This is a genomic window from Nocardia sp. NBC_01388 (assembly GCF_045040085.1).
Classification (GTDB): Bacteria; Actinomycetota; Actinomycetes; order Mycobacteriales; family Mycobacteriaceae; genus Nocardia.
Map to the genome: position 1 here is coordinate 114,058 of NZ_CP109553.1, position 22,223 is coordinate 136,280.

23 protein-coding genes are annotated in these 22,223 nt (G+C 66.4%); 11 read left to right on the top strand and 12 right to left on the bottom strand.

Annotated features, from left to right (window positions below; translation table 11 throughout):
• Nucleotides 1-33: 33 nt before the first annotated feature.
• The gene (locus OG716_RS00455) at nt 34-684 is read right to left on the bottom strand and encodes an amidase family protein (RefSeq protein WP_405135767.1); all 651 of its coding nucleotides are present in this window, start codon (nt 682-684) and stop codon (nt 34-36) included.
• Nucleotides 685-932: 248 nt separating this feature from the next.
• On the opposite strand from OG716_RS00455, the gene OG716_RS00460 reads away from it, so the two are divergent.
• From OG716_RS00460 to OG716_RS00470, 3 genes are read left to right on the top strand one after another with little or no spacing between them, the layout of a single operon-like run.
• Nucleotides 933-2,405: an APC family permease gene (locus tag OG716_RS00460; protein ID WP_405135768.1), complete on the top strand. Its 1,473-nt coding sequence runs from the start codon at nt 933-935 to the stop codon at nt 2,403-2,405.
• A 6-nt stretch (nt 2,406-2,411) separates the two neighbouring features.
• Nucleotides 2,412-3,140: an IclR family transcriptional regulator gene (locus tag OG716_RS00465; RefSeq protein WP_405135769.1), complete on the top strand. Its 729-nt coding sequence runs from the start codon at nt 2,412-2,414 to the stop codon at nt 3,138-3,140.
• Between the two features lie 29 nt (nt 3,141-3,169).
• The gene (locus tag OG716_RS00470) at nt 3,170-3,562 is read left to right on the top strand and encodes an ankyrin repeat domain-containing protein (RefSeq protein ID WP_405135770.1); all 393 of its coding nucleotides are present in this window, start codon (nt 3,170-3,172) and stop codon (nt 3,560-3,562) included.
• Here the strand turns inward: OG716_RS00470 and OG716_RS00475 are convergent.
• On the bottom strand, nt 3,536-3,688 hold the full coding sequence (locus OG716_RS00475) for a hypothetical protein (RefSeq protein WP_405135771.1): 153 nt from the start codon (nt 3,686-3,688) through the stop codon (nt 3,536-3,538). The genes OG716_RS00470 and OG716_RS00475 overlap by 27 nt on opposite strands.
• A gap of 263 nt (nt 3,689-3,951) precedes the next feature.
• Here OG716_RS00475 and OG716_RS00480 point away from each other — a divergent pair, with 263 nt between their 5' ends.
• Nucleotides 3,952-4,188, top strand: coding sequence for a hypothetical protein (locus tag OG716_RS00480; RefSeq protein ID WP_405135772.1), 237 nt, complete (start codon nt 3,952-3,954; stop codon nt 4,186-4,188).
• An 84-nt stretch (nt 4,189-4,272) separates the two neighbouring features.
• Here the strand turns inward: OG716_RS00480 and OG716_RS00485 are convergent, their stop codons facing one another.
• The gene (locus OG716_RS00485) at nt 4,273-5,397 is read right to left on the bottom strand and encodes an SLC13 family permease (protein ID WP_405135773.1); all 1,125 of its coding nucleotides are present in this window, start codon (nt 5,395-5,397) and stop codon (nt 4,273-4,275) included.
• A gap of 337 nt (nt 5,398-5,734) precedes the next feature.
• On the bottom strand, nt 5,735-7,762 hold the full coding sequence (gene asnB / locus OG716_RS00490; protein WP_405135774.1) for an asparagine synthase (glutamine-hydrolyzing): 2,028 nt from the start codon (nt 7,760-7,762) through the stop codon (nt 5,735-5,737).
• Nucleotides 7,763-8,339: 577 nt separating this feature from the next.
• On the opposite strand from asnB, the gene OG716_RS00495 reads away from it, so the two are divergent.
• Nucleotides 8,340-9,332 (top strand): cytochrome c oxidase subunit II, encoded by a 993-nt coding sequence (locus tag OG716_RS00495; protein WP_405139424.1) that lies wholly within the window; start codon nt 8,340-8,342, stop codon nt 9,330-9,332.
• A 13-nt stretch (nt 9,333-9,345) separates the two neighbouring features.
• Entirely contained in the window at nt 9,346-9,762 is a 417-nt protein-coding gene (locus OG716_RS00500) for a cytochrome c oxidase subunit 4 (protein ID WP_355130971.1), read from the top strand.
• Between the two features lie 176 nt (nt 9,763-9,938).
• Here OG716_RS00500 and OG716_RS00505 read toward each other — a convergent pair whose 3' ends face one another.
• The gene (locus tag OG716_RS00505) at nt 9,939-10,742 is read right to left on the bottom strand and encodes an SDR family NAD(P)-dependent oxidoreductase (protein ID WP_405135775.1); all 804 of its coding nucleotides are present in this window, start codon (nt 10,740-10,742) and stop codon (nt 9,939-9,941) included.
• A gap of 163 nt (nt 10,743-10,905) precedes the next feature.
• A complete protein-coding gene (locus OG716_RS00510) occupies nt 10,906-12,165 on the bottom strand; it encodes an FAD-dependent oxidoreductase (RefSeq protein WP_405135776.1) in 1,260 nt (419 codons plus the stop codon).
• 191 nt (nt 12,166-12,356) lie between these two features.
• On the opposite strand from OG716_RS00510, the gene OG716_RS00515 reads away from it, so the two are divergent.
• Entirely contained in the window at nt 12,357-13,565 is a 1,209-nt protein-coding gene (locus OG716_RS00515; protein ID WP_405135777.1) for a hypothetical protein, read from the top strand.
• 283 nt (nt 13,566-13,848) lie between these two features.
• On the top strand, nt 13,849-14,397 hold the full coding sequence (locus OG716_RS00520) for an NADAR family protein (protein ID WP_405135778.1): 549 nt from the start codon (nt 13,849-13,851) through the stop codon (nt 14,395-14,397).
• Between the two features lie 176 nt (nt 14,398-14,573).
• On the opposite strand, the gene OG716_RS00525 is transcribed toward OG716_RS00520, so the two are convergent.
• Nucleotides 14,574-15,740: an FAD-dependent monooxygenase gene (locus OG716_RS00525; protein WP_405135779.1), complete on the bottom strand. Its 1,167-nt coding sequence runs from the start codon at nt 15,738-15,740 to the stop codon at nt 14,574-14,576.
• A 106-nt stretch (nt 15,741-15,846) separates the two neighbouring features.
• Here OG716_RS00525 and OG716_RS00530 point away from each other — a divergent pair, with 106 nt between their 5' ends.
• Entirely contained in the window at nt 15,847-16,425 is a 579-nt protein-coding gene (locus OG716_RS00530) for a TetR family transcriptional regulator (RefSeq protein WP_405135780.1), read from the top strand.
• Between the two features lie 395 nt (nt 16,426-16,820).
• Here OG716_RS00530 and OG716_RS00535 read toward each other — a convergent pair whose 3' ends face one another.
• Both OG716_RS00535 and OG716_RS00540 read right to left on the bottom strand, forming a co-directional pair.
• On the bottom strand, nt 16,821-17,303 hold the full coding sequence (locus tag OG716_RS00535) for a hypothetical protein (protein WP_405135781.1): 483 nt from the start codon (nt 17,301-17,303) through the stop codon (nt 16,821-16,823).
• Between the two features lie 421 nt (nt 17,304-17,724).
• The gene (locus tag OG716_RS00540; protein ID WP_405135782.1) at nt 17,725-18,558 is read right to left on the bottom strand and encodes a helix-turn-helix transcriptional regulator; all 834 of its coding nucleotides are present in this window, start codon (nt 18,556-18,558) and stop codon (nt 17,725-17,727) included.
• Nucleotides 18,559-18,644: 86 nt separating this feature from the next.
• On the opposite strand from OG716_RS00540, the gene OG716_RS00545 reads away from it, so the two are divergent.
• Nucleotides 18,645-19,391, top strand: a complete 747-nt coding sequence (locus OG716_RS00545) for an SDR family oxidoreductase (protein WP_405135783.1) — start codon at nt 18,645-18,647, stop codon at nt 19,389-19,391.
• A gap of 68 nt (nt 19,392-19,459) precedes the next feature.
• On the opposite strand, the gene OG716_RS00550 is transcribed toward OG716_RS00545, so the two are convergent.
• A complete protein-coding gene (locus tag OG716_RS00550; RefSeq protein ID WP_355130951.1) occupies nt 19,460-19,981 on the bottom strand; it encodes a L,D-transpeptidase in 522 nt (173 codons plus the stop codon).
• A gap of 158 nt (nt 19,982-20,139) precedes the next feature.
• Between OG716_RS00550 and OG716_RS00555 the strand changes: the two genes are divergently transcribed.
• A complete protein-coding gene (locus tag OG716_RS00555) occupies nt 20,140-20,580 on the top strand; it encodes an SRPBCC family protein (protein ID WP_405135784.1) in 441 nt (146 codons plus the stop codon).
• 123 nt (nt 20,581-20,703) lie between these two features.
• Here OG716_RS00555 and OG716_RS00560 read toward each other — a convergent pair whose 3' ends face one another.
• Both OG716_RS00560 and OG716_RS00565 read right to left on the bottom strand, forming a co-directional pair.
• A complete protein-coding gene (locus OG716_RS00560) occupies nt 20,704-21,237 on the bottom strand; it encodes an NUDIX domain-containing protein (protein ID WP_405135785.1) in 534 nt (177 codons plus the stop codon).
• Between the two features lie 31 nt (nt 21,238-21,268).
• Complete coding sequence (locus tag OG716_RS00565) at nt 21,269-22,174, bottom strand: helix-turn-helix domain-containing protein (protein WP_405135786.1); 906 nt, start codon at nt 22,172-22,174, stop codon at nt 21,269-21,271.
• Between the last annotated feature and the right edge of the window lie 49 nt (nt 22,175-22,223).

The window sequence follows — 22,223 nt, forward strand, 5'->3', positions numbered from 1 at the left end:
CTCTCTGCGTGACGCTTTCGTGTTCGGGGAGGTTCAGCTGATGCGTGGCCGGCGGCCCGACCACGGCTGTGCCTGTTCGATCTGTGCGGCCAGCGATGTGAGTCGCAGCTCGCTGTCGGGCGGCCCGATCAGCTGTGCCGAGAGCGGTAGCCCGGAGGCGGAGAATCCGGTGGGAATGGCGGCGGCCGGATTACCGCAGACATTCCAGATAGTGGTCCAGCTCGCCGCGGGCAGGGATTTGAGTGCGGCGCCGTGGAAATCCATTCCGGTGAGTTGTCCGGCCTCCCAGGCGGGCCCGGGTGTGGTGGGGGTGATGAGGACATCGGCGGTGTCGATAAACGGCATGACGCGATTGATGACGTCATCGGTGGCCTGGGTCAGGGCCTGCTCGTGCATGACGGTGGTGAAGGCATTGAGCGCCGGGCCGAGCCGGTCGATACGACTCAGGAACAGGGTGGCCAGTTCGGTGGCCGAAATCTGCTTCGAGGCGACGCGCCTTGCCAATTCGGTGGCCGGGGCGAAGGCCAGGTCCGCCTCGTCACCGGCGTCGGCCGCCGCACGGACCGGCCGTAGCGCGGTCGTGCCACCGGCGAATGCGGTGAATGCGATGGCCGCCTTCGCGGCCAGTCCCAGGGCGGTGCGGCGATCGAATTCGCCGTCCCGGCGGGCCTCGCTGAGTGCCACGGAAATTCCGTCCTTCCATTCCTATGGCGAGCGCCACAATTCGAGCGATTCGTGCTGTGTGCAGCCCGATGTGCCGGAATGCTAGTTGTGCTCTGTTACCGGTTGATTCGTGTAGCGGTGACCGGAAGTGAGAGAAATGGCGGCGAGATTTTCCCGGGCCGCGATAAGCGGGCGTTACCGGAATTAACCTGCTCGACATACGAATCGAGCACGCTGTGCCTCCACCGCATATCAGGAGAAAGGGTTCTGTGAGGCAATTGCGCACGCCGAGCCCGCCGCTGGTGGTTCGGCGCTCATCCATCCGCGGATTGGTGCGCCGGAAACTTCCGTTCCTGCCGGTGTTCGCACAATCGGTCGCGGCCATCGCGCCCTCCGGAACCGCCGCTGTCACACCGCCGTTCGTGATCAGCGCGGTCGGCGGCGGCGCGAGCGTGCTCGTCTTCCTGGCCGCGGCGGTGCTGGCCGTCTGCGTCGCACTCGTCATCCGGCCGATGGCGCAGCGGCTCGCGGTGACCGGCGGGCTGTACACCTATGTCGCGAAGGGACTCGGGCCGAGCGTCGCGATTCCGGTGGGCTGGTCCGCGATCGTCGGCTACGGCGCGGTGAGCGTATCGAGCCTGTTCGCGGTCGGCACCTACCTCGATCAGGTCGCCGGTGCGGCGGGGATGGCGGGCTCGGGCAGCACTGTCGCCATCGTGCTCATCGTGCTGGTCGCGGCAACCGTCGCCGTGCTCCTGATGGCGCGCGGCATCAGGATCTCCGCCGCGACCACCCTGCTCATCGAATGTGTCTCGGTCGCCGGGATTTTGGCCCTGATGGTCTTCCTGATGACCAGGGACAACCAGACGCCGCGGATTCCGCACGATTTCGTCGCGCCAGTCGATCCCGGCACGCTGGCCATCAGCGCCGTGCTGGCCATCAGCGCCTTCGTCGGATTCGAAAGCGCCACAACGCTTTCCTCAGAGTCCTATCGGCCGTTCCGCTCGGTGCCCAGAACACTGGTGTGGACGCCGGTCGCGGCGGGCGCGATCTATCTGGTCGCGGTGTGCGGCCAGGCGGTCGCACTGTCCGACGGATCGGTGACGGTATCGGAGAGTATGACTCCCGTGACCGACCTGCTGCTGCGGGACAATTCGGCGTTTTTGGCGGGGGTGGTCGACCTCGGCATCGCCGCCTCGTTCTTCGCCTGCACACTCGCCTCGATGAATGCCCTGGTGCGAGTGCTGTTCACCATGGGGCGCGAAGGCATCGCGCCCGCGGTGGTCGGGCGTGCGCACCCGCGGTTCCATACGCCCGCCCATGCGATCGTGCTCAGCATGTTCGTGGTGACCTCGTGTGCGGTGGTGGCGCTGCTGGCGGGAATGGCGCCGCAGGACGGCATTCGATCGTTCCTGACCTTGAGCGCCCTGGGTTATCTGGGCAGTTATCTGCCCGCCTGTCTCGCCGGTCCCGCACTGCTGCACCGGATTCGGGAATCGAGCCGGGTGATCACGGTGCTCGGCACGGTCACCGCTGTCCTGCTCGCACTGCTGGTGGTCGCGGCGTGCTTCTCGAATCAGAGCAATAACACCGAATTGCTGCTCAGCTATGCGGCCGTCATGGTCGCCTCCCTGGTGTTCACCCTGGGCCTGCGGATCTTCGCGCCGGAGCGGCTGCGCGGGGTCGGTATCTACGACGAACCGCTGCGCGCCGATCTGCTGCAGACCGAGACGTTCCGGTAGCGGCGCATGAAGGACTCACGGCGCGCGAATACCGTCACCAGCTCACTGGCCATTATCGAGGTCGTCGCGGACTGCGGGGTGGGGGTGACCGCCAAGGAGATCGCGGACCGGCTCGGCATGGCGCCCGCGACGGCCTACCGGTTGATCAATGCGCTGGTCGCCGACGAATTTCTGGTGCGCACCGCGGATCTGCGCGGCTTCGGGCTCGGCGTGCGGCTGCGCGGGCTGGCCGAGGCCATGAAGACCTCGGTGGTCACCGGTGCGGCGCGGCAGTGCCTGACCGAGTTCCGCGATTCGACGCGTTTCGCCGTGCATCTGATGAACTTCCGGCCTGATACCGTGCAGGTGATCAGCGAGGATCCCGATCATCCCGTGCTGGGCGAACGCGAACTCGTGCGGTATCTGCACGCCTCGGCGGCAGGGAAGCTGTTGCTCGCCAGCCGAACCCAGTGGCGGGCCATGGTTCCCGAACCGGTGCGCGTCACCAGTCATACGCATATCGACCACGGGGTGCTGGCGGAAGAGATCCGCGTGGTCAGGGAAGCCGGATTCGCCCAGGCGGTCAATGAACTCGTCGCGGGACTCGCCTGTCTCGCCTATCCCATCTACAACGAGACGGGCACGGTCGAGGGTGCGCTGTGCATCTCCGGGCCGAGCAGCCGGGTCGGGGCGCTGCTCGGTCATGACGGTCAGGCGCGCAGCTGTGCCAAGGAGTTGGGGCCGCTGCTCTACTGAGTTCGCCGGAACCTGGTAGTAGTGGAGCCGTGAGTACTGACGACGAGGACAAAGTTCTCGAATTGGCCGGGCAGATCTTCGAACTCGCACGTGAGGGTAATGCCGAGAAGCTGGGCGCCTATATCGACGCCGGGGTTCCGGTGAACCTGACCAATGCGCGTGGCGACAATCTGCTCATGCTCGCCGCGTACTACGGGCACGAGGCGGCCGTGGTGACCCTGCTGGCGCACGGTGCCGATCCCAATATCACCAATGCCGCCGGTCAGACTCCACTGTCCGGTGCGGTGTTCAAGGGTGAGCCGGGGATTCTGCGCGCTCTTGTGGCGGCCGGTGCCGACCCTGATGCCGGAGACCCCTCGGCCCGCGAAACGGCCGCAATGTTCGAACAGACCGAGCTACTGGCTCAGTTCATCAAGCCCTGAGAGCGTCTCGATCGGCTTTCCGGTGAGGAAGGCCGATATGGCTGCCGCCACCGCCTCGGGCTGGTCGAGCATCGACAGCACGTACGCGGTGAGCCCCGTCGTGGCGTCGCTCGGACCAGTCCTCACAGGCCTGATTGTGGGTACTGACTCACGGCCTGCTCGCGGAACCCTAGACGCGTTCACGTTCCAGGCGACCCTAACATCACCCGGTGACGACCGGTCACGTGCCGCGGAGCCGACCGTGGTGGGCCCCTTCGGCTTCCCGGCTGAATTGTCCCAGCATTGGGGATATCGGTTACGCCTCCTACCTGCGAACAACTCTGTACATTGATCGAGGCTCAATAGGACGTATAGGCGTCCGCCGCTGTACCGAAAGTAGATCTCTCATCGTGACTCGAACCATCCGCACCACCCTCATCGGGATCGCCGTCGCCGCTGCCGTTTCCGCGGGCTCGCCCCTCGCCTTCGCCGCCACGGCCGCCGCACCCGTCGCCGCACCCTCGGATGCCGACAGCGGCAGTAGCACCGGCAGTGTCGGTATCAACCTCCTGGCCGACGTCCTGAGGCAGCTCCAGCCCGGTTGCTTCACCGGTTCGGCCGTGAAGACCCCGCCGGCCGGATGCTGATCACGAGCAGATAGCCGGCTCGGCAAGGCGTCGCACCGTGCGGCGCCTCGTCCGCAGCGGCCCAGCGCATACCGGCTGGGAGAGCTAGCCGGGGAGGGCGAGCCAGGTGCCCAGCAGGACTATCGGCATGCCGATGATGCCGATGGTGGCGAAAGTTCTTGCGCTGATGGGGACTCCGCGAGAGCGGCAGCGCTGGGCCCAGAGCAGGGTGGCCATGGAGCCCCACATCGTGACGAGGGGGCCGATATTGGTGCCGAGCAGGACAGGGTAGATGCCGTTCGGGTTGCCTTGGGGGACAGCTGTTTCCATCGCCAGATAGGCGGGGAGGTTGTTGATGAGGTTCGAGGCGGTGGCCGCCACTGCGGTGGTGCGGGCACCGGACCCGTCCGACCAGCGGATCAGAAGATCGCCCAGGCCGTGGTGGACGACGGCGGTGACAGTCAGGAACAGACCCTCGGTCGTGACGATCAGCCGCCAGGGGAACAGAGTCCAGCTCAGGTGTTTGCGGCCGCGCAACGCGAAGACCGCCAGTGTCGCGGTAGCGGCTGCCGTCGCGGCTAGCCACGGGGGTACGCCGGCCATGATGGCGACGGCGAAACCGCCGCACGCGAGAGCGCAGGCGATGCAGGTCAGGCGATCGGCCGGGGCTACCGGTTCAGGGGCCGCATAGCTGCCGGTGAGGTGGCGTCGGAACACGATGCCGAGGTAGACGACGGTCAGGGTGACCGCCACCAATTGCGGGATCACCATGTGTGCGGCGAACGCCCGCGTGGAGGTGTTGGCGTGCTGCAGGGCCAGCAGGTTCGTGAGATTCGAAACCGGCAGCAGCAGACTGGCGGTATTGGCCAGCCACACGACCAGAAAGGCGAAGGGCAGCGGCGCCAGCCCGAGGCGGCGGGTCAGCGCGAGCACCACCGGGGTGAGCAGCACGGCGGTGGTGTCCAGGCTCATACAGATTGTCGTGACCGTGGCCAGCACCGCCGTCAACCCGAACAGCAGCAGCGTGGAACCGCGTGCCAATCGCGCGCACCAGACCGCCGCGATATCGAAAACACCTGCGATATCCGCCAGTTCGGCCAGCACCGTCACCGCGACCAGGAACCCCAGAATCGGTGCGGCCCGGGTGACCCCGATGTCATAGGCGACCTCGGACGGCAGCCATCCGGTGACGACGGCGAGGGCGCCCAGCCCGGCCAAGATCACCCACATAGCTGTTCGCTTGCGAAGTCGGTACGGCCGGCCAAGTTTTCGCGCACCATGATCACGCTACGTCGCACGGTGATCAGCATGCCGACGCGGTCGGGCCGAACGCGCCGACCTGACAGTTCGCGGCTGTGAGTCGCTGCCTGTGGTCGTGACTCGGGATCGCCCACCTGATGACGCTCGCGTGAGAAGGCGGCGGCTGTGCGATGGCTCCGACCTCGTGATGATGCCGCTGATCGTGTGGTGCTCCCGGTCGTGCGGAGCTGCCGCCCTCGCGATGACCTGGCCGCGACATGGCGGTGGCCGCACACCCGGGAAGGTGTGCGGCCACCGCCTGCGTCGCTCAGAGGTTGACCGGGTAGACCGGCTCCTGGATATCGGGCTTGATGCGGTGCTCGACGAAGATGCCGTGCCAGACCATGAAGATCAGCAGGGTCCACAGGCGGCGGGAGTGGTCGATCGGGCCGGCGCGGTGTGCCTCCAGCATGGTCATGACTGCGGCCTTGTCGAGCAGGTGGTCGGTGCCCGATTCGGTGATCTGCTCGCGGGCCCAGTCGAAGAGTTCGGGGCCGCGCAGCCAATGGCGCAGGGGGACCGGGAAACCCAGTTTGGCACGGTGCAGGACGTGCGGCGGGACGATGCCGTCCAGGGCCTGGCGCAGCGCGTACTTGGTGGTGTCCTTGGTGATCTTCTGCTCGAAGGGGATCTTCTCGGCGACCTTGAAGACCTCGTTGTCGAGGAAGGGGACACGCAGTTCCAGCGAGTTGGCCATGGTCATCTTGTCGGCCTTGACCAGGATGTCACCGCGCAGCCAGGTGAACAGGTCCAGATGCTGCATGCGGGCCACCGGATCCATACCGCGATCCTGCACGCCGTAGATGGGACCGGTGACGTCCTGATGCGTCCATTCGGGCCGGAAATCGCGTAGCACCGAACGCAATTGGGCGTCATTGAAGCTGCGGGCATTGCCGTAGTAGCGGTCCTCGAGCTTCAGCGAGCCGCGGTGCAGCAGGCTCTTGCCGCGAGTGCCCTCCGGAATGCGATCCGAGAGCTTGCCCGCGAGCTTGCGCACACCCTTGGGCAGGTACTCGAACGGCTTGAGCGACAACGGTTCCCGGTAGATGGTGTAGCCACCGAACAGCTCGTCCGCGCCCTCGCCCGACAGCACCACCTTGACGTGCTTACGGGCTTCCTTGGCCACGAAGTACAGCGGAACCAGCGCCGGATCGGCCACGGGTTCGTCCAGGTACCAGACGATTTCGGGAATCGCGCCCGCGAAATCCTCGGGGCTGACCATGCGAATGAAATGCTTCGCGCCGATGGCCTCCGCGGTCTCGGCGGCGACATCGGCCTCCGAATACCCCTGGCGTTCGAAGGCGGAGGTGAAGGTCAGCAGGTTCGGGTTGTGCCGAATGGCAAGCGCCGCAATGGCGGTGGAGTCGATGCCGCCGGACAGGAACGAGCCGACGGTCACGTCGGCGCGCATATGCTTTGCGACCGAATCCTCCAGCGCCTCGGCGATTTCCCGATAGCGATTGGCGGCGGTGTTGGGACGCTGCGTGGCCGGGCGCGGATTGGTGGTCGGCGTATGCGCCGTCACCTCACCGTCCTTGGCGAAGGGCACCACGCGGAACTTCGGATCGAAGTAGCGCGTGAAGCTCGGCGCCACACCGGGGCGAATCCAGGCGTAGCAACCGGATTCGAGCCGCCGGATGTTCTTGTGCAGCGTCTCCGGCTCCGGTACGTACTGCAGCACGGTGTAGTGCTCCAGCGCGCGCGGGTCCAGCTCATCGGAGAGTTCCAGTGCCGGAAGCAGTTCCAGCAGGCTCTTCTTCTCGCTGGCGAAGGCCGTGCCCCCCGGCCCGGTGGCCAGGAACAGCGGCTTGATGCCGAACGGGTCGCGAGCGATGAACAGCCGATCCTGCTCGGTATCCCAGATGGCGAAGGCGAACATGCCGCGCAGCCGCTTGCAGGCCTCGGCGCCCCAGTAGTGGAACGCGGCCGCGATGGCCTCGGAGTCGCCCTCGGTCAGGAACATCGGCTCCTCGCCGAACTCCGCGCCGTGCTCGGCCTTCAGCTCTTCCCGCAATTCGAGATAGTTGTAGATCTCGCCGTTGAAGGTGAGCGCATAGCGCTGCCGGTTCTCCGGCGGGCCCCAGCGCAGCGGCTGATGCGAATGCTCGATATCGATGATCGAGAGGCGGTTGAAGCCGAAGATCATGCGATCGTCGTTCCAGGTGCCCTTCTCATCGGGTCCGCGGTGCCTTTGGCAGTGCAGCGCTTCATAAACCTGCGCCGCCGTGGTCTCGACCGTCCGCCCGTCCGGGGTGGTCGCCGTCTGAGCCGTCAGAAATCCGAGCAGTCCACACACTGCGGGCAGAACCTCGTTTCCGGAGTCAAGGATTGTGCACACCATCGCGCCGAACAGGACACGAAACTTACTGCCAGAGTATGCCGCACTCGCCCCGCTCGCGTTCCTGCGGATGCACCCCAAGTTCGCGGCCCGTCTCGTTCTGGACCGAGTGGAGCGGGGGAGCGAAGCGGAGGAGCGGAGGGAGGGAAGAACGAGACAGAGGGGGCCGCGAACCCGCCCGTAGCGAAGCGAAGGGCAGATCAAACACAGCGAAGGGCAAGTTGGACACGGCTTCCGGAGTGTCGAAGCGGACCCCACCACAATGCGGTGCCCCGTTTGGTCTACGCTGCGTAGTACTCGGGAACTCCCGGGGCCGTCGTGCGTTGCGCGGGGTCGGTCCCAGAGCTCCCAAACGTGCTGTAGTTGTGTCGCCCGGCGGAAGGGAGCCCGGGCGATGCCAGTCGAATAGACGACCAGGAAGGCGTTGAGCGTGGCGCACAAGGCGAGCGAAGCGATAGGGGCACGACCCGCCCAGGGTCGACGGGGCCGCATCCTTCGACGGGCCGGGCTGGCGGTGTCCTTGGGCATCACCGCGATGCTCTGCTCCGGCTGCTCGATCGACAACCCGTGGCTGCGATTCGGTTGGCCCTCGGGCGTCACGCCGCAGGCCACCCGAATGCGTGAGCTGTGGACGTGGTCGGTCATCGCCGCACTGGTGATGGGCGTGCTGGTCTGGGGTCTGACCTTCTGGACGATCGCATTCCACCGTAAGAAGGCGGACTCCCCGGAGTTCCCGCGGCAGACCGGTTACAACGTGCCGCTCGAATTGAGCTACACGGCTGCTCCGTTCGTGATCATCGCGGTGCTGTTCTACTTCACCGTGGTGGTGCAGAACTACGTGGCCGAGAAGGTGCCGAACCCGGATGTCGTCGTCGATGTGACGGCCTTCCAGTGGAACTGGAAGTTCGGTTACCAGAAGGTCGACTTCAAGGGCCCGGGCGGTTACCAGCTCGACGGTGTGGATCATGCCCGCCAGGATGTGAACAAGCAGATCCAGGACGAGTACAAGGAGCGGACGGCCGACGGCCACCCGCAGCCCGGACCGAACAACGGTCTGCCGGCCAATGACATCTCGTACCTGAACTACGACACGGTCGAGACTGTCGGCACCTCGGATGAGATTCCGATCCTGGTGCTGCCGACCGGTAAGAACATCGAGTTCCAGTTGGCCGCCGCGGACGTCATCCACTCCTTCTGGGTGCCGGAGTTCCTGTTCAAGCGCGACGTCATGCCGAACCCGAAGCAGAACCACTCGGACAACATCTTCCAGATCACCAAGATCGAGAAGACCGGCGCGTTCGTCGGCCGTTGCGCCGAGATGTGCGGAACGTTCCACTCGATGATGAACTTCGAGGTTCGGGCGGTGTCGCCGGAGAACTTCACGAAGTACATGGATGCGCGCAAGGCTGGTCAGACCAATGCCGCAGCGCTGCAGAGTATCGGCGAGGCACCGTTGGCAGTCACCACCCAGCCGTTCAATACCAAGCGCGATGCGCGTGGCAATGAACTTGCCTCCGAAGTCAAGTGAGGGATGAACTGATATGAAGGTCGAAGCTCGCATCTTCGAACTGCTCGCGGTCTTCTTCGCGATCGTGGGCGTCGTATACGGCTACTTCACCAGCCAGTCGCGTACCGGCGTCGAATGGGCCGGTACCACCGCCATCGTGCTGACGGCCGGTCTGGCGATCATCGTCGGTACCTATTTCCGCTTCGTCGCCCGTCGACTGGACCTGCGTCCGGAAGACTTCGAAGAGGCGGAGATCGCGGACGGCGCCGGCGACCTGGGCTTCTTCTCGCCCGGTTCGTTCTGGCCCATCCTGCTGGCCGCCTCGGGTTCCGTTGCCGCCCTCGGCTTCGCGTTCTTCCAGTACTGGCTGATCGCGGTCGGCGTGCTCTGCATCTTGTTCTCGGCCGGCGGGCTGGTGTTCGAGTACCACATCGGACCTGAGAAGCACTGAGTCGCTCGTACTGAGATTCGTGAAGCGCCCCACCGGATTCCGGTGGGGCGCTTCGCTGTGTGCGGTCGCCTGTGGATCCCGGCCGAAGGCACACCGGGATGACGGGGTGCTGTATCCGAAAGGCGGGGTGGCCGTTGCCGGGCACCCCGCCTCCCCTCATCGGATGGAGCTGGTCCTCAGATGCCGAGCGCGAGTTTCAGGCGGGTGGTGCGCGGGGCCATGCCGGCGAGGCCGAGCAGGGCGCGGGGGAAGCGGGGCTGAATCTGGTTGGGGCGGGTCCGAATTGCCGTCTCGATCCAACCGGCCGCCTGCGCGGGGTTCAGGATCGGCTGCTGGGTGTAGTAGGTCGGTGCGGCGGAGTCCATGCGGAAGGCCGGATAGTGCACCGCGGTGACATGGATACCGCGCGGGGCCAATTCGGCGTCGGCGCACTGGCCGAAGGTGGTCCACGCCGCCTGGGAACTGGCGTAGGCCCCGAAATTCGGTGCGGCGCCGGTGGTCGGACTCCAGGGGCCGACATTCACCACATGGCCCGAGCCGCCTGCCAGCATGGCGGGTAGTAGACCGAGGGTGAGCCGCAGCGGTCCGAAATAGTTGACGGCCATCGTGCGCTGGTAATCGCGGAAGCGGTCCAGGGATTCCAGGACGGGACGGCGCGAGGGACGGGCGGCATTGTTGACAAGAACATCGATGCTGTCGAATTCGGTGAGCAGCCATTCGACGAGCTGATCGACATCGCCGAGGGCGGAGATATCGCAGCGGTTCCAGTGGGCGCGCCCGCCGGATTCGATGATGGCAGCGCAGTCTTCGACGAGTTGGCTCCCGCGGCGCGCGACGAGGAGGACCTCTGCGCCGTGGGAGGCGAGTAATCGGGCGGTGGCCCGGCCGATATCGGAGCACGCATCGGTGATGACAATGCGTTTACCCGCAATGGTATTCACGGCGGGACGGGGGCGGCGGGCAGCACGGAATTCGACCATGGGACAGGCAACCTTCAGTCACGTGGAGATCCGCGCCGACCCTCGTGGGGTGACACGGACTACTGAGCTGAACCATGTACCGGTGCCCCGCCGACAGTACCGATACCGTCCGCACCGCCGAACCGGCTGCTAACCGGTTGCTGGCGGTGCGGCGGAACACATTCTAATCGGTCGGGTCATAACGCCGGGCGCGTTCGGCGAGGCAGATCTCGTCGATCGAGGAAACGATGTCCCGCAACAGTTCCGAGGGCAGCGCGGCCGGGCGCAGGCGGCAGGTGAAGGTAATGAAACCGTGGTCCTCGTCATCGAGTTCGTGCAGGTAGGTGGACCGCACGCCATAGGTGAGGGCCGAGATGACGGTGAAGCAGCCGGTGCTCTCGCGATGGCCGGAGAACAGATCGTGCAGGCGGTGGAAGACCCGCGGATAGGTGGACATGGGCGCGAAGACCGAGATGCGGTAGGCCGCTCCGCGTTCCGAGGAACTGATGACGGTATCGGCCAGGTACTCCGCATCGCGCAGTGTCAGCACCTTCGGAGCGAACATGAGCGCACCGGCGGCGGCATTGCGGACCGGCATACCGGCGCGGCCGCCGGCCGAGGCGGCAATGGCGCCCAAGGACTTCCGGGCGCGGGCGCCGACCTCACGCCGCGCCCGCAGCGACAGATTGGGGGCGGTGGGGTGCAGGGCGGACCACTGGCCGAAGCGGACCGTGCCGAGCTGCACGGAGCCGGTGCCGACCGGGCGGGAGACCTTCAGCGGTGCGGTGTCCACCCAGCGGCCCACCTGCAGCATGGCGCCGCCGGGGGACTGAATCTCCTTGTAGGACTGCTCGACGAAGGTGTCGAAGTCCAGGAAGCGATGCGCGTCGGTGGTGAGCCAGGTGCGGTCCTTGTCCACATCGGTCACCTCGAGCGTGAGCGCGGTGATGATGCCGGTGCGGCCGCCGCCGCCCAGAATTCGGCGGAAGCGCTCGGTGTGATGATTGCGGCCGCAGGTGCCGAAACGTCCGTCCTGATCGACGTATTCGAGCTCCACCACATTGTCGCTGAACATGCCGAAGCGGTGCGAGGCGGCGCTGAGCCCGCCGACCGCCGCGAATCCGCCCGCGGTGATATCCCGATGATCGCCGACGATGGGCAGCCCCAGGCCGTGTGCGCCGAGGGTGCGGTCGATATCGGACAGCCGCGCCCCCGCCTGCACCCGCACGGTGCGGGCGTCCGCGTCGACGACCTGGACGCGGTTCATCCTGCGCATGGACAGCACGCTGCCCTGCTCCGGGAGGGAGAGTTCCTCGTCCGGGCGCTCTCCGCCGCGGATGATCAGCGGTTTCGTTGCCGTGCGCGAATCCCGCACGGTGCGAACCACATCCGCGGTATCGCGGGGGAGGAATTCTGCCGGCGGGGTGGAGAGGGACGTGCTCATGGCGCTACAGCTAACCATAGTCGCGCCGGTTGTGCTCGTACTTGGACCGCCGTCCCGGTGAGCGGGGGTGAGACACGGTGTGAACAGCATGTTTCCGGTTACATCGGCTCGGTTCGCTGTGAATTCGCGGGGGTTGTCCGCGGGGCCGGAAGCGGCCCGAACTGTCGGTGGATATACGTATAGTCCGCGCCATGAGTTCTTCGGGCGGGGATATGAGGTTGGAGCGAAATCGGTTCGGCAACAAGGTGCTCGCGCAGGTACAGCAGTACGAGGGGATCGATTCGGCGGAATTCGATATCGAGGCGTTCGAGGTCGCATTCCGATTCCGGGATACCGGGCACGGGAAGATAGTGCTGCACACGTTGTTCGAACGTTGTCAGGGGCAGCCGGATCAGGAGCGCCGGCGTCGGGTCGCCGATCTGCTGCAGGCGTTTCTGTCCGAGGGTGCGCCGGACACCTGGGATTCGGTGGTGGGGCGACTACGTCCGGTGCTGCGTGGATCCGGGCGTATTCACCTGGATTTCGAGGGTTTCGACAGCCGCCAGGTAATGGTGTGGCGGCCGGCGCTGCCGTATTTGATCGAGATGATCGTGGTCGACAATCCGAGCACGGTCCATTTTGTCACCACCGTTGATCTGCAGCGCTGGGGTGTGGACGCCGATCGGGTGTTCCGGTCCGCGCATATGAATATGGCGGGGCTGGCGATGAATACGCTGGAGGCATTCGAACCCTGTACGGGGATCAGGGTTCTCGAATTCGCCGATGACGACGGCGAGAGTTATGTCGGGTCGCTGCCGTTGCTCGGCGGTTGGCTGGCCGGTGTGCGGGCGCGGACGGGTGTGCGCCCGATGGTGTTGCTACCCGGGCATCTGGGCATGTTCGTGGTGCTGGGGGCGGCCCAGGAACAGCTGCCGGTCTTCCTGGAAATGGCGGAGGAGAAATACGGCGAGGCCTTGCGGCCGCTCTCACCGCTGCCGTACACGGTGGACGAGGAGGGCGAGCTGGTGCCGCTGCGGCTCCCGGAAGAGCATGCGGCCTGGCACGCGCTGCGGCGGCTCGAGGTGGGGCTGGCATCCAGTACCTATCGCAGCCAGACCGAACATCTACGCGCCGATCGGTTTCGGGAGGAAGCGGTCAGCGAACTCATGCATGTGCGTGCGCCCGATGGGACTTCGCACACTATGACGCCCTGGACCGACGGCGTTCCCACACTGCTGCCGCGAGCGCACTTCGTCTGCATGGTGACCAGTGGTGGCGAGGTTGTCCGGGCCGCGTGGGAAGACGTTGTGGCGCACATCGATCTGACGCCGGTCGACGGGTACGACCCGCCCCGCTATCGAGTGAAGGACCACCCCTCCGCCGAGGTCATGGCCTGCCTTCGCGCGCTGCCCGGCTACTGAGGGTTTCGCGCGATGCGCCCCATGGCCGGGGATGGCTCCGCGCTGGGGTGTCCCGGCAACTCTCCGCATGGTCGGGGTGGCCGCTCGCCCGGGGTGTCCGGGCAACCTTCAGTCATCCGGCCGGCTTCTGGCCGGGGTCCGCGAAGTCTGGTGATCTGATTGTGTGTTGGGGTGCGAAGTCTCGCGGGGATCGTCCGGTTGATCCTGGTTTCGGCGGCGGGTCCGGCGGTGTGGCGAATATTGGGTCGGAGGCTGTCATGGCGGTCGACTAGGGTCGGGATTTGTGGACAGGGCACAATTGACCGCCGAAATGGCGGCGGGGGCAACACCGGAATTCCTCTATTTCTGGGGGCATACGCGCACCCCCGGGTATGAGGTGGGCAAGTGGGTTCTGAGCCAGTGGTGGCCGGTGGAATTCACCGTCGACGGCCAGACCTACCGCAGCGCAGAGCATTTCATGATGGGCGAAAAGGCCCGCCTCTTCGGTGACGAGGAGGTCCGCGACCGGGTGCTGGCCAGCGCCACCCCGGCCGACGCCAAACGCCTGGGCCGCGAGGTCCGCGGCTTCGACCAGACCACCTGGGCAGCCCATCGCTTCGACATCGTCATGCGCGGCAGCATCGCCAAATTCGGCCAGCACGACCCCCTCCGCGACTTCCTCCTCGCCACCCGCGACAAAATCCTTGTCGAAGCCGCCCCCCGCGACACCATCTGGGGCATCGGCCTGGGCGCCGAAAACCCAGCCGCCGCCGACCCCGCCCAATGGCGCGGCGAAAACCTCCTCGGCTTCGCCCTCATGGAAGCCCGAGACGCCCTCGTCTCCGTAAGCTGACCCCGCACCCGAACCAGCCCTCAAGATCACCAGGAAATGGTGGCGGGCGCTTCTCGGGCGATGCCGCCGTCAGTTCCTGGTGATCGGTTGTTCAGCTGGGTTCCGGTGGTGTTGCGGGATAACGACATCCGCCCCCGGCCGTGGCTGGGGGGCGGAGTTTTTGGTGGGGGTGGGGGTTAGCGGGTGGAGAGTTCGGAGAGTTGGTGGGCGAGGGTGTTGCGGACTGCGGGGATGCGGGTTGCGGTGGTGATGAGGAGGTTTCGGAGGAGGCGGGCTGGGCGGGGGCGAAGGGTGGCCATGCGGGTCAGGCGGTCGGTGAATTTCACTACGCCGGCTGCTACTGGGCGGCGGGTGGTTTCGTAGGTGTCGAGGAGGTCGGGGGCGCCGTGCAGGGTGCGGGCCAGGAGGGTGCCGAGGAGGGCGGCGTCTTGGATGCCGGTGTTCATGCCCTGGCCGCCGGCGGGGCTGTGCACGTGGGCGGCGTCGCCGGCGAGGAAGACGCGGTCGGCGCGGTAGTGGTCGGCGAGGCGGTGGTGGACGCGGAAGCGTGAGCTCCACAGCACGTCATGGACTTTCACGTTCGAGTCGGGGCGGCGCTGGTCCAGGATCGCCTGCACATCCTCGAGGCTCGGCTTCTCGGGGGCCTCGGCGATCGTCGCGACTACGCGGTAGCGGGTGCCGGTCGCATCGGGCAGGGCCGCGACGACGGTGACGCCCTCGGGAGACAGGCTCAGGGAGACCTCGTTGCGCGGGTCTGGCCAGGTCATATGGATGTCGGCCAGGACGAAGGATTCCTGATAGGTGGAACCGGTGAAGCCGATGCCCGCGGCCTCGCGGACCTTGCTGTGCATGCCGTCGGCACCGATCACATAGTCCGCACGCAGGGAGCCTGTGCCCTCCGGGCCGGTGTATTCGAGCGTGACGCCACTACCGTCCTGGGTGAGACAGGTGACCTCGTAGGGGCGGTGCACCTGTGCGCCCGCCTTCTCCAGCCGGGCCAGCAGGATGGCCTCGGTGGATTCCTGCCCGATCATCAGGGCGTAGGGGTACGGGGTGGGCAGCTTCGAGAACGAGACCCGGGCCAGTACGTGCTCGCCGTCCCGCATGACGAAGTTCGGGGTCTGGATGCCGTGTTCGATGAGCTGATCGGCAATTCCGTAGTCCGCCAGCACTTCCAGGGTGCGGGCGTGCACCACGACGGCCCGGGAGGTGTTCGCGCCTTCGGCCAGGCGGTCGAGCAGTACCACCTCGATGCCCGCGTCGGCGAGCGCGATGCCCGCGGTCAGACCGGCCGGACCCGCGCCGACGATGGCGACGGTGGTGGCGGCGGGAATGGTGTTCATGTCGACTCCTCGAGCTTTGCCAACATCTGTTGGCCAACATCTGTTGACTTAGACATTAGGACCCCGTCGGGGGCGTGTCAACACTTGTTGGCCTACAGTTGTTGGCATGACAGCCGAGAGCACCCCGCGCCGATCCGACGCCACCCGCGCCGCGATCCTCGAAGCCGCGCGCCGGAGATTCGCCGAGGACGGGTTCCGGAAGGCGACCATTCGCGCCATCGCGGCCGACGCCGGAATCGACCCGTCGATGGTCATGCGCTACTACGGCAATAAGGACGGCCTGTTCGCCGCCGCCGTGGACATCCGCCTGGACCTGCCGGATCTCAGTGTCGCACAGCAGGATTCGCTAGGCGAAGTAATGGTGCGCCGCTTCCTCGCACTCTGGGAGGAAGCGCCCGGCAATGACATCATCCTGACCCTGATGCGCTCCGCCGTCACCGACGACACGGTCACCGACCGCGTCCGCCGAATCTTCGCCGAACAGGTCATGCCCTCGGTCCTCACCGTCGGCGACCCCGCCGACGCCCCCCGCCGCGCCGCCCTCATCGTCACCCAAATGCTGGGAATAGCCCTCTGCCGCTACGTCCTCCGCATCCCTCCGGTAGTAGCCCTGACCCCCGACCAACTGATCGCCGACATCGGCCCAACCATCCAGCGCTACCTGATCTCGAACCCCACCACCTGACCGGGGACCGCCCCAACCGATCTGGCTATGTCCTGCGCGGTCGGCTAGGCCCGCCCGGCCCGGCTGGTCCGTGCTCCGCCGCCACCCGGCTCGCCTGGCACGGCTCGCCTTGCTCGGCCCCATATGGCCCGGCTCGGCCATACCGCTGTCGGGACTGAGATCCGGGCGGCCATCACCTTTGTCATCCTGTGTGACTTCGGCCGGGATTTACATCCGTAGTGCTGCAGCATGTCTCGTTCGATGGCGGCCGCCGGACATCGGGGTGACGAGGGCGGCTGATGGCTTGACGGCCCGCTGTCGCGGATAACGGTCGGTGCGGGGGATGAACGTCGTTGGTCATCCTCTGCCCAGCGTCATTGCTGGGGCGCAACGGATTTCGGGGGCGGACGGGCGGGTCAGGTGAGGACGCCGTCTATGCAGAGGCCGGAGGAGCGGGTGGTTTGCGGGTGTACCGCGCCGGGGTCGAAAGTCCATTGGGAGATCGGGCCTGCGGATTTCCACAGCAGGCCGGCGCTGGTCTGGACAGCTTGGTAGACGTCGCCGGGGCCCGGGATGAATTGGTCGCCGACGCAGGTGTCCTCGTACTCGGTGCCGGGCTGGCGTGCGCCCGCGCTGAATCTGCCCGACGGATTGGTGTCCGCGCCGGGGTTGGGCGCGGTGCTGAATGCCGCCGCTGGCCCACGAGTCCAGTAGGGGGTGGAACCCTGTGATCCGCAGGTGTAGTCGGAGCCGCCCGCGCTCAGGTCCGCGCCCTGCGGGTAGGCGGCACCGGCCCAGAGACAGGCGGGGCCGCCTTCGGCGCCGGTGTCGGCGGCGGTGAGGCCGAAGCTGCTTGCGGCCACCGCGAGCGAGGCGAGCAAGGTGAGAGATTTGATCATGGATGTACCCGTCAGCGAGAATTCCTGCGCCCGTGCCGACTTCGCGTGAAGTGCCGGTGTGGCGCGGCTGTCGGTAAGAGATAGGGCGCCCGGTTACAGCTGTGGGCGAACCCGTCACGTACGGGCGCGGCTCGTACGCGAATTGGGCGAGCGAGCGATCGCGGCATGCTCGGCTTCGGTGAGCTCTTGACGCAGTGTGCTCGAACGGGGCGGGGGTACTGGGATGCAGCGGTGAGGAAGGTACCCATCACGAGGTCGACGGGCCGGATCTGCCCGGATTCTATTGGCCGAATGCGGATCGCTGGTGCGAGCCATCGCAACGGTGTACCAGCGTGTCGATTTCGTGAGAGGTGCGCTCGAGTTCGGCGGATACGTGGCTCAGCGGGTGGGCGGAGTTCGTGTGTGGGCAGGTTCGGTTGGGTCAGGGGGCCGTTGGGCGGGCGGCGGCCAAGGTGCGGAAGGCGGTGTCGGTGGGGGTGCCGGGGGTGGCGCAGTAGACGATCATGCGCTGGTCGGTGTCGGAGATGTGGAGCACCTGGCATTCGAATTCGAGGAGGCCCAGTGCGGGGTGGTCGATGCGTTTGTTGTGGCCGCGCCGGACCTCTACGTCGTGTGAGTTCCACATGTCGGCGAAACGCGGTGCGGTGCCGAGTAATTCGGTAATCAGGCGGGCCAGGACGGGGTTGCCCGGATAGCGGGCGTAGGCGGAGCGCAGATCGGCGACGGTGGAGCGGGCGAAGTGCAGGATCGACTCGTCCGACCACTGCGGGTGGTCGCCGGCCTGAATGAACATCCAACGCACCATATTGCGTTCATGGTCGGGATGAGCGTCGAGATCGCCGATGAAGGGGATGGCCGGATCGTTCCAGGCGAGGATCTCGTAGCTGGCGTCGACGACGTATGCGGGCGTGGCGAGCAAATCCAGGATGATTCGAACCGACTGCGGGACAGTACGATTCGGTCCGACGACGGTCGGCGGATTCTCCCCGCCCATGCGGAAGAGGTAATCACGCTCGTCCACTGTGAGGATCAGTGCCCGCGCCAGCGCGGTCAGCACTTGCCGCGAGGGTTTCGCTCCGCGCGCCTGCTCCATCCGGATGTAGTAGTCGACCGATATCCCGGCCAGCTGCGCGACCTCCTGCCGCCGCAATCCTGGTGCGCGCCGGTTGATTCCATCCGGCAGCCCGACATCACTGGGCCGTAGACGATTCCGCCTGGTGCGCAGGAAATCCGCCAGTTCGCTTCGATCCGCCATGCCTCCAGTGTCGGCTACTTCCGCCCTCGGTGGGTGGTACAACCCGGTCCTCCCCAGCACCGGTTTCGAGCGCGATGCTGAGTGACATGACTACAGCACTCATCACCGGAGCCAACAAAGGCATCGGATACGAAACCGCCCGCCAACTCGCCGCCCGTGGCATCACCGTTCTCGTCGCGGCCCGCGATAAGGATCTCGGCCAGGCTGCCGCCGGCAAGCTGAAAGCCGAAGGCGCACAGGCTCATTTCGTGCAGCTCGACGTGACCGACGAAGACTCCATCGCCCGCGCCGCCACCTGGATCGACGCCGAGTTCGGCAGCCTCGACATCCTGATCAACAATGCGGGCATCGGGGGGTTCGTCGACGGTGACAACAAGCCCTCGTCCACCACTCTCGCCACCTTGCGGAAGGTCTATGAGACCAACGTCTTCGGCGTGGTCGCTGTGACCAATGCCGTCCTGCCGCTGCTGCGCCGCGCCCCGGCCGCCCGAATCGTCAACGTCTCGAGCGAAGTCGGCTCCATTGCACTGATGACCGACCCCGAAAGCCCCATGTGGCCGATGGCTGCCATCCCCTACCCGTCTTCGAAGACCGCCCTCAACATGATCACGGCCATGTACGCCAAGGAACTCTGGGACACCCCAATCAAGGTGAATGCCGCCAATCCCGGTTACACGGCCACGGACTTGAACGGCAATACCGGCTTTCGCACCCCGACTCAGGGGGCCGAGCCATCGGTACACCTCGCCACCCTGCCCGCGGACGGCCCGTCCGGCCAGCTCTGGGGTCACCACATGGTCGGCGACGTCGAATACGGACCGCTCCCTTGGTGATCACCGGCTTCACCACGCACAAGCGCCCCGCCGAAGTTCTCGGCGGGGCGCTTGTGCGTGGTGCGGATCTAGCGGACGACCTCGATCACATCGCCCGGGTTGACCCAGCGGTAGAGGGTTTCGGCGCCCTCCGGAGTCATGCGGATGCAGCCGTGCGACTTCTCTTCGATCGGGCCGATATGGGTGGCGATATCACCGTTGAAGAACACGGCCCACTTCATCTCGGCATTGTGCATGGTGCTCCAGTGGTACTCCTTCTTGGAGGCCACGTGGAAGACCCCGGGAGGTGTCTCGAACCCGGGTCGCCCGTGCGAAATGGGCGTGGGACCGTAGGTGACCTTGCCGTTCTCCATGAGCCAGGCCTCATTGTCGGAGAGGCTCATGCAGACCCGGGCCCCTTCGGACGTGCAGGGGGCCGTGACCGGCGCGGGCGCCGGCGGCTGAATGATGGACGGCACGCCGGGGACATCGGGCCCACCGGGCCATAGCGCATCGGCCTGGGCGGTACCCGCCATGGCGAGGGACACCGCCGCCATGCCGGTGAGTACCGCGGTACAGGCCGTGCGATTACGGAAATGATTGCCACTCATGACGTTCCAACCTCGCTCATCCAGGGGCGCAGCAGTGCGCGCCGGTGGTGGGGACCACCTTCTTGGTCATGCATAGGAACTATCACTGCATCTTAGGGGGAGGAAACGAGGATTCGGCCGTATTGCCACCGTTGGGAACCGGCGTGTACAGCGCTGGAGTGGAAGACTCACGCTTCATGTGGGAGTACGAGTACAGCGCCGAGACCGATGTCGATCCGGAGGCGCTGTGGCGCAGTTGGTCCGATCCGGACCGGTGGCCCGAATGGAATCCGGGCATCGAAAGCTTCGAGCTGGACGGGCCTTTCGCCGTCGGGACGACATTCCGGATGACCTCACCGGAGGGTGACACTGTCGAACTGCGGTTCGTGGAGATCATCGAGGGCCGGCTCTGGGCCGACGTCTTCACCGGCGAGGGTTTCGAGATCCGCACCGACCACCGGCTGCAACTGCTCGCCCCCGGCCGCACCATGGTGACCTACCGGACCGAGATCACCGGACCCGCCGCTGATGCCGCAGGCCCGGAGATCGGTGCTCAGATCACCGCCGACTTCCCCGACGTCGTCGCCGGACTCATCAAGTACGCGGGCGCGGCGGAGTAACTCGGCTCGAGTAAGGGGTGAGGCGCAGCAGCTCAGCCCGACTGCCGGGCGCGGCGGAGTAACTCGGCTCGAGGACCGGGCGCGGCGCCGTAGCCCCGCTCGAGAACGCGGGCGGGCGGTAGCTCAGTGGTTATTGCGCTCGTGCAGTAGCAGCAGCCCGTAGGCGGCGACCGTCTGCGCGTCGACGACCACGCCCTCGGTGATCATCGCTTCCAGTTCGGCCCGGGAGAACCACGCCGCCCGCATGTCCTGTTCGGAGGGTTCGCGCTCGTGCGGACCCTCCGTCAACCCGGTCGCCAGGTAGATGCGGCCGTAGTGGGTGCTGGTGGCGGGCGCGGGCGCGACCCTGCCGAGGTAGGTCAGGTGCTCGGCGCGCAGGCCCGTCTCCTCTCGCAGTTCCTGCCGCGCGACCTCGGACGGGTCGAGGCTCTTGTCGGCGACGGCGCCGCCGGGAAATTCCCAACACCGTTGGCGCAGTGGATGTCTGAACTGCTCGACCAGGTGGAAGCGGTCACCGTCCTGCGGCACGATGATCGCGAAATCGGACTTCTCGATCAGGGCGTAGATGGCTTGCTCACCATCGGGGCGGCGAATGATGTCCTCGCGGACTGTTATCCACTGGTTGGAGTAGATCTCGCGGGAGGTGAGGACGTCCATCCCGTGATCCTGCCCGAGTCCCGCTCCGCTGTCATCGGCGCAGTGCGGTTCCGACCGTGGCGGCGGCGGTGACGGTGGCGGCGGCGAGGTCGCGCAGGCGGGCTGCGGGCAGGTGGGTGTCGGGGCAGGCGACGATCGAGGCGACCACGGTGCCGTCGGGGGCGAACACCGGTGCCGAGACCGACACGACCGCATTGTCTTCGCCGAGCTCGTCGGGCAGGTAGTCGATGGTGATGAGTTCGGTGATCATGGCGCTGAGCCGGTGCCGCAGCGGATCGGTGACGGGCGAATGCCGCAGTGCCGCAAGGGCTTCCAGCATGGGCGTGGAATCGTCGGCGAGGCGTTCGACCGCATAGCCGCGGGTGCGAATGGCATCGAGGACCGCGTTCAGCCGCGGCCGGTGCGCGGGTTCGGCGCCGGCCAGCCATTGCCGGCGCGCGGATTCCGGGGCCCAGGCGATGAATTCGCGGCAGACCGGCGGCGCGAAGGGCATGCGGCGACCGGCCCGCATCCAATGCACCGACGGGGTGCCGATCATCTCGGTGATGAGAATCGAATTCTGCTCGCGTTCGGCCAGGAAGGCCGGAACCTGGTGCGCCTCGGCCAGTTCGCGCATGGCGTCGGCGGCCAGGCGGCGGATAGGGAAGGCGGCCTCGGCGCGCCGGGCGACCGTCATCAAACCCAGGCCCAGGCAGTAATTGCCGTCCTCGTCGCGAATGGTCCAGCCGTCGGCGGTGAGCTGGGTCAGCACGGCGTGCGCGGTGGCGCGGGACATGCCGGTGCCGCGAATGATGCGCGCGAGCGAGAGATGTTCGGCCGGATGCCGGGACAGCAGTTCGATGGTCTGCACCACGCGCCGGGTGGGCGGGGAGACCGCGTTCGATTCGCTGGTGAGCGTGCTTTCCGACAGCGCGGTGGCGGAGCTGATTTCAGACACGGTGACCTCTGCTGCTCGTACTTGCTGCGGCTTCCGGCGGGTGGGCGCC

Excerpts from the sequence above, each read along its gene's own strand:
- OG716_RS00465 (WP_405135769.1), top strand. The coding sequence starts at position 2,412 with ATGAAGGACTCACGGCGCGCGAATACCGTCACCAGCTCACTGGCCATT.
- OG716_RS00485 (WP_405135773.1), bottom strand. The coding sequence starts at position 5,397 with ATGTGGGTGATCTTGGCCGGGCTGGGCGCCCTCGCCGTCGTCACCGGA.
- OG716_RS00495 (WP_405139424.1), top strand. The coding sequence starts at position 8,340 with ATGCTCTGCTCCGGCTGCTCGATCGACAACCCGTGGCTGCGATTCGGT.
- OG716_RS00500 (WP_355130971.1), top strand. The coding sequence starts at position 9,346 with ATGAAGGTCGAAGCTCGCATCTTCGAACTGCTCGCGGTCTTCTTCGCG.
- OG716_RS00505 (WP_405135775.1), bottom strand. The coding sequence starts at position 10,742 with ATGGTCGAATTCCGTGCTGCCCGCCGCCCCCGTCCCGCCGTGAATACC.
- OG716_RS00510 (WP_405135776.1), bottom strand. The coding sequence starts at position 12,165 with ATGAGCACGTCCCTCTCCACCCCGCCGGCAGAATTCCTCCCCCGCGAT.
- OG716_RS00515 (WP_405135777.1), top strand. The coding sequence starts at position 12,357 with ATGAGTTCTTCGGGCGGGGATATGAGGTTGGAGCGAAATCGGTTCGGC.
- OG716_RS00525 (WP_405135779.1), bottom strand. The coding sequence starts at position 15,740 with ATGAACACCATTCCCGCCGCCACCACCGTCGCCATCGTCGGCGCGGGT.
- OG716_RS00530 (WP_405135780.1), top strand. The coding sequence starts at position 15,847 with ATGACAGCCGAGAGCACCCCGCGCCGATCCGACGCCACCCGCGCCGCG.
- OG716_RS00535 (WP_405135781.1), bottom strand. The coding sequence starts at position 17,303 with ATGATCAAATCTCTCACCTTGCTCGCCTCGCTCGCGGTGGCCGCAAGC.
- OG716_RS00540 (WP_405135782.1), bottom strand. The coding sequence starts at position 18,558 with ATGGCGGATCGAAGCGAACTGGCGGATTTCCTGCGCACCAGGCGGAAT.
- OG716_RS00545 (WP_405135783.1), top strand. The coding sequence starts at position 18,645 with ATGACTACAGCACTCATCACCGGAGCCAACAAAGGCATCGGATACGAA.
- OG716_RS00550 (WP_355130951.1), bottom strand. The coding sequence starts at position 19,981 with ATGAGTGGCAATCATTTCCGTAATCGCACGGCCTGTACCGCGGTACTC.
- OG716_RS00560 (WP_405135785.1), bottom strand. The coding sequence starts at position 21,237 with ATGGACGTCCTCACCTCCCGCGAGATCTACTCCAACCAGTGGATAACA.